Here is a 10,883-nt window from a genome sequence, read left to right on the forward strand (position 1 = left end):
AAACACAGATTGTAGCGGATTACAGCTTCGCGATCCCAGTTGGGCGGGTGTTTGTTGCCGGAGAGTTGATACTCGGTAGCGGTTTTGCATACATTTGCGGGCATTGTAGAGATTGCCCCCTGATGTCACCTAGGACGAGAGTCGCCATCGACCATAACTGCCACAATGTAGAAAGTTAAACCAGTAATTCGGCATGACTGACTCGCTAATTGCCTACAAACAGCAGATCCTCAATGACTTCAACAACGACCCCGACTACGAGAAGGAATTTCACAAACAGGCTGCAACTCGGTTAGTAGAATTGGCAAAAGTGCGATCGGGCAAGCTTGTTCTAGATATAGCCACCACAACAGGTTTAGCGGCGATTGCGGAGGATGCACTTAGGTCGATCGGGTTCCAGAAAATATAAGTCGCCTTTTCTACACTAGGAATGCTTTAGATAGTATGTCTAAACTACTCAATTACATCTGTATCTTTATTATTATCGGCTGGCTACTGTTTGCTTGTCATTCTCCCGAATCTCTCAAAGTAAAACCTCCTCCCCTAAAAGTATCTTGTGTCTCTTTTGTTGGCTATACACCTCTAATCATTGCTCAAGACAAAGGATTCTTCAAAGCGCAAGGGGTAGACGTGGAACTCAGCTATGTACGCTACTCACAATTCCAAGACGCGGATTTCAGTGCAGGGAAGTATGATGGGATCGGATTGACCTTGGGCGATTTGGTGATATTGAGTGCCACAAATCCTGATATGCAAGCTGTGATGGTTTTGGATGAATCGACAGGTGCAGATGTGGTAGTCGCGCAATCGGAGATTAAAACAATCCCTAACTTGAAAGGAAAAAAGCTCGGTGCAAATCTAGGCAGCTTTAGCGAGGTTTTCGTTACTGAGATGTTGAAAGCCTCTAAACTGACGAGCGATGATGTTAGCCTGGTTAAAGTCGAGCCTTTAGAAGTTCCCAATCGCTTACAAAACAATGCTATCCAAGCAGGGCACACTTGGGAACCGCATCTTTCTGAAGCATTAAAATTAGGGGCGCATATCCTGTTTACAAGCAAACAAACCCCAGGCTTAATTTTGGATTTGGTCGCGTTTCGGGGTGAGGTGATACGCGATCGCCCCGAAGATATTCGCGCCTTTGTGCGAGGCTGGCTTCAAGGCTTGTCCTATTGGGAAGCAAATATTCCCGAAGGAAACGAGCTCGTGAGCAAAGCGTTGAATATGCCAATCAAGACAAGCTCTTTCGAGGGAATAGACCTCACTGACCTTGCAGAAAATCAAAAGTTCTTTCAATCAGACAGCCCTAATTATATCTACAAAACCGCCAAGAAATATGCGGACTTTTTTATTCGCGCTGGCAATGTGACGCGCCTTCCCAATCTAGAAACCTTGTTCAATTCTTCTTTCTTAACCCCCCCCTCATAGTCGGAAACCATGAAGCGCTCCTTTTTCAACAGCATCTTTATTATTATTACCTGCGGGCTGCTGTTTGCTTGTCATTCTGTGGAATCTGTAAAAGTAAAACGTCCTCCCCTGAAAGTAAGTTTGATCTCTTTTGTTGGCCATAGACCGGGCCTCATTGCTCAAGAGAAAGGATTCTTCAAAGCGCAAGGGGTAGACGTGGAACTCAGCTATGTAGACTACTTACAATTGCAACAAGCGGATTTCAGTGCAGGGAAGTATGATGGAATTGGATTGACCTTGGGCGATTTTATGATCTTGAGTGCCACATATCCTGATATGCAAGCTGTGATGGTTGTGGATGAATCCACAGGTGCAGATGTGGTAGTCGCCCAATCCGACATTAAAACAATCCCTAACTTGAAAGGAAAAAAGCTTGGTGCAAATCTAGGCGGCTTTAGCGAAGTCTTCGTTACTGAGATGTTGAAAATCTCTAAGCTGACGAGCGATGATGTTAGCCTGGTTAAAGTTGATGGTTTAGAAGTTCCCAATCGCTTACAAAACAATGCTATCCAAGCAGGGCACACTTGGGAACCGCATCTTTCTGAATCATTAAAATTAGGGGCGCATATCCTGTTTACCAGCAAGCAAACCCCAGGCTTAATTTTGGATTTGGTCGCGTTTCGGGGTGAGGCGATACGCGATCGCCCCGAAGATATTCGCGCCTTTGTGCGAGGCTGGCTTCAAGGCTTGTCCTATTGGGAAGCAAATATTCCCGAAGGAAACGAGCTCGTGAGCAAAGCGTTGAATATTCCCATCGAGACAATCTCTTTCGAGGGAATAGACCTCACTGACCTTGCAGAAAATAAAAAGTTCTTTCAATCGGACAGTCATAATTATATCTACAAAACCGCCAAGAAATATGCGGACTTTTTTATTCGCGCTGGCAATGTGACGCGCCTTCCCAATCTAGAAACCTTGTTCAATTCTTCTTTCTTAACCCCCCCTCCTAGTCGGAAACCATGAAGCGATCGTCGTTTTTAAACAGCATTCGTACAAAGTTAATCGTGTCGTTTCTGCTCGTTGCTCTAATTCCGTTGCTGTTGTTAGCATTTATCAACAAGCAGACAACTCAAAACGCACTGACCGACAACGCACGACAAGCCCTATCAGCAGAGGCTAACGAAACCGCTAACAGAATAGATGGATTTATCGATGCGAATCTCAATGCCGTGCGCGTAGAAGCGATTTTACCAGGTTTGGCTGCCTATCTGGGCCTACCTCCAGAACGGCGAAATGGTAGTCCGCAAGAGATGTTAGCGACTGAAACCTTAACCCGGCTCAGTCGCAAAGATATGCTTAATATTATCTCCTATGCCTTGCTCAACTTAGAGGGACGGAATGTACTCGATACGAATACACCGGATGTTGGACGAGATGAATCCGGTCAAGATTACTTCCAAGAACCGCTCAAAACTCAACTATCTTTTGTTTCTAGTATTAGGCAATCGCCGACAATTCCCAACCTCGTTACGCTCATCTTTAGCAGTCCTGTTCGCGATGCGAAGGGAAATATATTGGGTGTATTGCGGGTGACATACAATGCCACATCTGTCCAGCAGTTGGTGACTCGGGAAACTGAACACGCAGGTGCGAAATCGTTAGCAGTTCTTTTAGATGAATACTATATCCATCTGGCACATAGCACTACACCTGAACTCCTTTTCAAATCGATTGTGCCTTTGTCACCCAATGTTGTAGCTAAACTGCAACGCGAAGGGCGTTTGCCTAAGACTCTAACGAAAGAACTTGCAATCAATTTGCCCGACCTCAAGCAAGCATTAGACACTAAACAGCCTTATCTAACCACACGATTGGCAGCTACGGGTAATAATGAGTTGAGCCTCTTAGCGATCGCTCGCCTGAAATATAAACCTTGGTCAGTTCTTTTCGCACAGCCGATTGCCGTTGCCCTAGCACCTGTAGAAAAACAAATACGTGATGCACTTATTTTATTAGCAATCATCGCCACAATTGTAACTATCATCGCTTTGGCGATCGCACAACTATTAACCAAGCCTGTGATTTACCTCACCGAAGCCGTTGCCCAGTTTACGGCAGGTAAGTTAGACATCCGTGTGAAGATGCGATCGGGAGACGAAATCGGTCTGCTGGCACGATCCTTCAACAGCATGGCGAGGCAAATCCAAGAATCCTTTGAAACCCTCGAAGACAAAGTTAAAGAACGAACAGCAGAACTCGCTAATGCTAATCAGGAAATCATTGCCCTCAACGAAAAACTCAAAGTAGACAACCTCCGCTTAGGTGCAGAATTAAATGTGGCGCGTCAGATCCAGCAAATGATTTTGCCTAACCCTGAGGAACTGGAAATTGACGGACTAGATATCGCCGGATACATGGAACCCGCTGATGAAGTAGGAGGTGACTACTACGACGTGCTACAGATCGATGGTGTTGTCACACTGGCGATCGGTGATGTCACCGGACACGGCCTCGAAAGCGGCATTCTGATGCTGATGGCGCAAACCTCAGTTCGCACCCTGCAAGAGATTCGTGAACTAGACCCCGTTCGATTCCTGGATGTACTCAACCGTACCCTCTACAAAAACGTACAGCGCATGAACTCTGAGAAAAGTCTGACGCTGGCGATTTTGAGCTACTCCCAAGGAGTCATTAGCATCAGCGGTCAGCATGAAGAAACGCTAGTTGTGCGAAAAAATGGAGATGTTGAGCGCATCGACACCATGGAGTTAGGCTTCCCGATCGCTTTAGATGATGACATCGCAGACTTCATCAGTCACATCCTGATTGAGCTAGAACCTGGAGATGGCGTGGTGCTTTATACTGATGGGATTCCAGAAGCCTATAACATCCGCAAAAAGCAGTATGGACTGAAGCAATTGTGTCAAGTAATCAGTCAAAATTGGCACAAGTCGGCAGCAGGAGTTAAGGATGCGGTGATTGTAGATGTGCGGCAACATATCGGTAAGCAGAAAGTGTTTGATGATATTACGTTGCTAGTCTTTAAGCTGCAGGCGGACGTTACTGAAAAGGGAAATTTAGTTAATAAAATTATTTCTCCAGAAGAAATGCTACAATGAAGAACAAAGTTTGAGTAATACTTTATGAAAGTAAACTACCAAGAAAGAATTGATTTAACAGCAGACGAGTTAAAAATAATTCTGTCGGAGCAGCGAACTCTACCTAATAAACAAAAAATTCAGGCACTTTATTGGTTAAAAACTGGAGCTAGTCAAAGCCTTACAGATGTAGCTGAACGTTTAGGTGTACATAGAATTACTGTACATAGATGGTTAAAACAATATATTGCTGGGGGTCTGTCAGAACTGTTAGAAATACGGCAAGCAACTGGTAGACCCCGAGTAATTCCTTCAGCGGTAATAGCCGGAATATCAGAAAAATTAAGTGAAGAGTCCTGTGATTTTAAGACTTATAAAGAAATTGGTCAATGGGTAGAAGAGAACTATCAAATCTCAGTCAAATATCAAACATTACACAAGCAAGTACACTATCGCATGAAAGCCAACTTAAAGGAACCCAAGCCTGTGAGTAACGAAAAAGCTCAGGAGGCAGCCATTGAGTTTAAAAACCATTCAAAAAACTTGCTCAAAAACGATTAAAAGGAACAAGGTAACAGCTTTTAAAGTAAAATTTATAGGTAAAGTAAAAGGGAATTTCAAAGCTTATTATTGAGAGAGCTATAGCAATCCTAAATCAGGTGTGAAATTATTACTCCCTCCTTTTGATAAGGGGAGAGTTGGGGTGGGGTAAAAATTTTACGACTGATTTAGTATTGCTATATTAGCTTTAATCTATCTGACGTTTTTTGAGGTGGAGCTACTTAGAAGATGGTTTGGGAACTGCAACGGTGGTAACACGGACATTCGGATCGAGGGCGTCACCTTGAGAGTAAATATAATCAAATGCAGCTCGATCTTTAAGCATATTTGCCCGCAAAAATAGCGCGCTCCAACGGGCGATCGTTTCAATACCCACGGCTCGCTCTAAGGTAGCAGTATTGCGATCGGGGTTCGCACCAGCGGGGTTATTAACATTGGTAATGCCGAAGTGATTTGCACCCATAACAGTAATCAAAGCTTTGGGTGGTGTTTGAATTTGATCAAAGGTGCTTTGAGCTCGTTCAGGCAGGGCGACACCATCGATATCGCCTTGAATCAACGCCACTGCAATGCCATCATTAGCGATGGGTACAAATTCATTAGCAATGGGATTCCGCAAGTTAGCTCCAAAAAATGCACCCGCTAATAGTTCTTTCGGGCGCGTAAATGGCTCTTGACACAAATACAATTCTGGGAGACATTTATTAGCAATCACCGATAACCCCACCGCGCCACCAAAAGAATGACCCAATAAACCAAGGCGCTGCGTATCGATAACAGACGCAATCGGAGATGTGGGGTTTGTGTTTTCGATCGCCATTTGAGACAAAACCGCCGCAATTTGCGAAGTTTCGGACGCCAAATTAGGGGGTGAAGTGGGATTGAAGGGCGAAGGGCGCAAATGGTTCGGAACGACTACCACAAAGCCGTGCCGCGCCACCTGGCTAGCGTAATCTGAATAAAATGATTTATCTACAAGCGCACCTTGCAATAAAATTACAATGGGGAAAGAGTAATTACCAGAATTAAGATCGGATGGTTTAGGATAATAAATGTCAGCTAAATCGTTATTAGCAGATATCGTCCTACTGTAAAAGCTGGTTTCTTTAAATGGCGGTGCATAATCGATTGTTGTGGCAAATACTTTGCCACCAAGGACAACAAACGCAGCAATTGCACAAACAAGTGCTAGGGTTTTTGCCGAAAAAAAATGAGGGTTGAAATTCATAATTATTTTGGGTTTGAGAGTGCGTGCATAAGCTACTGAGAAAAAGCCAGTCGGCGACGGTTGGTAATTTAAGGAACGTTGCCGGAAAAGGTTGCGGACTCTGTGACTAAGAGTATCAACTTGTTGTTAATAGAAGTTTGTGTAAAAATTGCCAATAAACTGACTGATAAATAAACACGGTTCCTGATTTTACACCCTTTTTAACTACTTTTATTTTAGTGTGGCTTATAACCCGACCAAATCTTATTTAGAAAAACGTTTTTTAGAGTGGTGAATCGGAATTCCGATGGCTAATGTCGCTCCTTGAGTCGGTACCGAAAAACAACGGAGTTCCCCGCCGTGCTCATCCACTACAATAGCATAGCTAATCGATAACCCCAAACCCTTTCCTTGACCCACTTTCTTCGTTGTAAAAAATGGCTCAAATATGCGTTGTTGAACCTCTTCGGTTATGCCGGGTCCATTATCAGTAATATAAATACCCACTTGAACTTCGGACAGTAACTTCGTGCAAATAGTAATAGTAGGGATTTGGCTGCTATCACCTGCCTCCTTGGCGCAACTTTTTTGTGACTGCAACGCATCAATCGCATTGGTCAGGACGTTCATAAAAACCTGATTCATTTGCCCCGCATAGCATTCTATCTTTGGCAGAGCCTCATACTCTTTTACCACTTTAATTATCCTTTGGTCTGCTTCATCTTTTAGCCGATGCTGCAAAATCATCAGCGTACTTTCAATTCCTTCATGAATATCCACCGCTTTCAACTCAGCTTGATCGAGTCGGGAAAAATTCCGCAGCGATTGCACTATTTCTCCGATTCTGTCAGCTCCTATGCTCATAGAAGCAATTAGCTTCGGCAAGTCATTCCTGAGAAAAGTGAGATCGATTGCCTCCAGTTGTTGCTGGATAGCTGCTGTGGGATTGGGAAAATCTTCTGCGTAGAGTTGCACCAGCCTCAGCAAATCTTCAGTGTACTCCGTTATCGGACAGAGGTTCCCTTTAATGAAACTAATCGGATTGTTAATTTCGTGAGCTACCCCCGCTACGACATTCCCCAAACTTGACATTTTCTCGTTTTGGATGAGTTGAGCTTGCGTATGTTGTAACTGTTGTAGAGCCAGCTCTAGCTGGTGAGATTTCTCCCGCTCTTTAGCTTCGGACTCCCGCAATCGCGCATTTTGCTCGTGCAATTTTTTTTGCAAACGCTGAATAGTTAGGTGATTTTCGACACGAGCTAAAACTTCTTCTAAATGAAATGGCTTGGTGATGTAGTCTACTCCTCCCACAGCAAATGCTTGGACTTTATCCAACACTTGATCTAGGGCGCTCAGGAAAATTACTGGAATACCCGAAGTCCTGCAATCCGCTTTTAAATGTTGGCAAACTTCGTAGCCATTCATCTGGGGCATCGTGATGTCAAGCAAAATCAAATCTGGTGGGGTAGAACGTGCTGCTTTTAATGCCATTTCCCCGTTTATTACGCCCCGAACTTTATATCCTTTTTCGCTCAACATAGTGGATAAAAGACGCAGGTTGTCTGGGGTATCGTCAACCACTAAAAGATTGGCCAAATGAGATTCTAATTGCTGGCTTTTCATGGAATCATTTCTTCAGTTAAGTTAGTAATTTTATCAAAACGAAAGTTGTTAGCCCAATCAGCGATGGTCTCCGCGAAAGAAGTATTAGATTCGGGGATTGCGGTGACCAAACTTAAAATCAGCTCTGCATCAGCATCGATAGCTGCTTGATGTAACTGTATCACCCACTCCGCAGGCAGTGTCGCCAAAGTTGTCCTTAAATCTTCAGTTTTTTCCCCTTCTTTTACACTCAAGTCTTGACCCTCAAGCTGAGATAATGTAAAGTTCGGTAAATCTTCATAGATATACTGTACCCCTAAATGTTCAGCCATTTTGGCAAAAATAACTTCTTCTTGGAAAGGCTTGCTCACAAAATCGTCACAGCCTGAGGATAAAACAATGGCTCGCTCTTCCTCAAAAGCGCTAGCGGTCAACGCAAGAATCGGGGTAGCCTCCTCTTGAATCTTGGCTTTAATTTGTCTGGTGGCCTCATACCCGTCTATCACAGGCATTTGCATATCCATCCAAATTAGGTGAGGTTTCCAAGTTTCCCAGATTCTAATAGCTTCTTGACCATTTACTGCTTCCCGCACCTCCAAGCCAAGCGGTTCGAGAAGATGAACCAATAGCAAACGGCTCTCCCATTTATCATCAACCACCAAGATGCGATATGAGGGTTGGTTGGGTTCTAAACCAATTACCCGCCTTCTTGATTGTCGAGGTTCAACTTCAGCCATCTCAGGGGAGCTAATTTGGATATCAAAACTAAAAATTGTTCCTCGATTCAAGGTACTGCTGACGGTAATGTCTCCTCCCATCAGTTGTACGAATTGTCGGCTGATGGGTAAACCCAAGCCAGTTCCTTCTTGAGATTTCCGACCCGCATCAGTTTGTACAAAAGCCTTAAATAGAGAGCCTACCTCAGTAGGAGCAATGCCGTAACCAGTGTCTTCCACTTCAAACGTAATAGTCCGTGGTTCGTTGTCTGTTGGGGACTTTTGTTTTGCACTAATTGCTGCAACCCGAAGCATTACACTTCCCTTCGCAGTAAACTTTATCGCATTTCCTAGCAGATTAATTAAGACTTGACGCAATTTACTTTCGTCAGTCTTTACATACTGAGGAATGTTAGAATTGATGTGCCAACTGAGCTGTAAACCTTTAGAATCAGCTTTGAGTTTGAGCATTTCTTCGAGAGAATGGAGCACATGATACAGGTCAAAGCTAGTAGGATTTAAGGTAATCCGACCTGCCTCGATTTTAGACATTTCCAGCACGTCATTAATCAGCGTCAGCAAATGCTCGCCAGAACGACTAATGATGCCGAGCTGTCCCTGCTGTATGTGAGAAAGGGATGAGTCGCGGGCTAACACTTGGGTAAAGCCGAGAATTGCATTGAGGGGAGTTCGCAGTTCGTGACTCATATTTGACAAAAATTCGCTTTTAGCCTTGTTAGCCGCATCTGCCACTTCTTTGGCTTGTTGTAAGGCTTCCTCTGCTTTTTTGCGCTCCGTAATATCGCTTGCTGTGCCCGTTATTCCTAGAAAATTGCCCTCGGAATCCCGCACTACAATTGAATTAAGCCGGAGAGTGATAGGTCTGGTGTCTTTAGCTAATTGTATAGTTTCATACTGAAATACGGACTCTCCGTTCAGCATACGTTGGAATATCTCGTTATCTTTGGGAAGTTGTTCAGGTGGCTTAAACTCAGTGAATTTTCCCCCTATCATTTCTTCAGGGCAGTAGCCAAAAATATGTTTGACGGCAGCGTTGACGAAAGTATAACGCCCTTCAGCATCAACTGACCAAATCATATCCTGCGATGTTTCAACTAAGTCGCGATATTTCCCCTCGCTTTCTTTAAGTGCTTCTTCTACCCTTTGACGTTCGGTGATGTCGTTAGTGACTATAAGAATACACGCTTCTCCACCTAGTTCAATAATATCTGATGATACCAGCATCTTCCTCATCTCGCCTGAGGAAGTACGACAATCAAATTCCTGATTGCGAAGCACTCCTGATTCTTGCAATAGCTGTCTGTATCTGCCACATTCTTCTAAATTAACCCAAAGATTCAACTCAATTGGTGTAAAACCAATTACCTCTTCGCGAGAGTAACTAAAAGTGCTGAGAAAGCTGTCGTTCACTTCGATGTAGCGTCCATCTGCGAATCGGGCGATCGCGATCGGGTTAGGACTGGAACGAAAGGCTTTAGAAAACTTTTCCTCAGACTGGCCCAAGGCTATTTCTGTCTGCATTCTGACAGAGATTTCTTGTTGCAATTCTTGGGTTCTTTCCATCACCTTACGTTCCAGGGTTCGCGAGTATTCCCCTAATTGGTCATAGAGTTGGGCATTTTTGATAGAAATTGCCGCTAGGGAACACAACATTCTGACCACTGACAAGCGGTTGGGAGTAAACGCGCCTGTAGTTAAATTATTTTCTAAGTAAACAAGACCAATGAGTTGACCTTGCCCTTCAATAGTAGTACACAAAACGGACTTAGGTTGATGCAATTTAATGTAAGAATCATTGAGAAAGTTTTCAGCTCGACGGGCGTCATCCAGAACCACATCTTGTTGACTCCTGACCACATAATTAATTATTGAAAGTGGGACTAAAAAGCTGTTTTGAACCGACACCATTTGAGGCACAAATACTTGGTATGACTCAAGCTGACCCGCTGCTTCTATCCACAGCTCACTTCCTCTATCTAAGATGAGAAAACCCGAAGTAGCGCCTGCATTTTCTAAGACTATTTTTAGTAATTTTGCCAGTAAGTTGTCGAGAACAATTTCCCCAGCCAGCACTTGCGAGGCTTTCATCACTGTCGCAAAATCTAGTATATTTGTATCGGTCATTGTGGTTGAAGCGCTCGACTGCGTGCTACTTATAGATACGGTTTCTCGCTTAGCAATGCTTTGAAGTAACTGCGGATACCTTTTTTCTAAGTCTTCAACCTTGGCTAGTGCACCCCAACGGGCATAACAGTAATATGCCTCCTGCATATA

General features: G+C 43.9%; 8 protein-coding genes. 5 read left to right on the top strand and 3 right to left on the bottom strand.

Going from position 1 to position 10,883, the window contains the following annotated elements:
* Nucleotides 1-193: 193 nt before the first annotated feature.
* The 5 genes from QUA62_RS22480 to QUA62_RS22500 are packed head-to-tail and all read left to right on the top strand — an operon-like array spanning nt 194 to nt 5,063.
* Nucleotides 194-409 (top strand): hypothetical protein, encoded by a 216-nt coding sequence (locus QUA62_RS22480; RefSeq protein WP_333406823.1) that lies wholly within the window; start codon nt 194-196, stop codon nt 407-409.
* 35 nt (nt 410-444) lie between these two features.
* A complete protein-coding gene (locus QUA62_RS22485) occupies nt 445-1,425 on the top strand; it encodes an ABC transporter substrate-binding protein (RefSeq protein WP_333406825.1) in 981 nt (326 codons plus the stop codon).
* A gap of 9 nt (nt 1,426-1,434) precedes the next feature.
* Entirely contained in the window at nt 1,435-2,427 is a 993-nt protein-coding gene (locus tag QUA62_RS22490) for an ABC transporter substrate-binding protein (protein WP_333406827.1), read from the top strand.
* On the top strand, nt 2,424-4,523 hold the full coding sequence (locus QUA62_RS22495) for a SpoIIE family protein phosphatase (RefSeq protein WP_333406829.1): 2,100 nt from the start codon (nt 2,424-2,426) through the stop codon (nt 4,521-4,523). Before QUA62_RS22490 ends, QUA62_RS22495 begins: the two co-directional genes overlap by 4 nt.
* 24 nt (nt 4,524-4,547) lie before the next feature.
* On the top strand, nt 4,548-5,063 hold the full coding sequence (locus QUA62_RS22500; RefSeq protein ID WP_333406831.1) for a helix-turn-helix domain-containing protein: 516 nt from the start codon (nt 4,548-4,550) through the stop codon (nt 5,061-5,063).
* 217 nt (nt 5,064-5,280) lie between these two features.
* Here the strand turns inward: QUA62_RS22500 and QUA62_RS22505 are convergent, their stop codons facing one another.
* From QUA62_RS22505 to QUA62_RS22515, 3 genes are all read right to left on the bottom strand, one after another.
* On the bottom strand, nt 5,281-6,291 hold the full coding sequence (locus tag QUA62_RS22505) for a poly(ethylene terephthalate) hydrolase family protein (RefSeq protein ID WP_333406833.1): 1,011 nt from the start codon (nt 6,289-6,291) through the stop codon (nt 5,281-5,283).
* Between the two features lie 243 nt (nt 6,292-6,534).
* Nucleotides 6,535-7,893 (bottom strand): response regulator, encoded by a 1,359-nt coding sequence (locus tag QUA62_RS22510; protein ID WP_333406835.1) that lies wholly within the window; start codon nt 7,891-7,893, stop codon nt 6,535-6,537.
* A partial coding sequence (locus QUA62_RS22515) for a PAS domain S-box protein (protein ID WP_333406837.1) occupies nt 7,890-10,883 on the bottom strand: 2,994 nt, incomplete at its 5' end. The genes QUA62_RS22510 and QUA62_RS22515, both read right to left, overlap by 4 nt.

Origin of the sequence: Microcoleus sp. MON1_C1 (assembly GCF_036701945.1) — a bacterium.
Taxonomy (GTDB): domain Bacteria; phylum Cyanobacteriota; class Cyanobacteriia; order Cyanobacteriales; family Microcoleaceae; genus Microcoleus.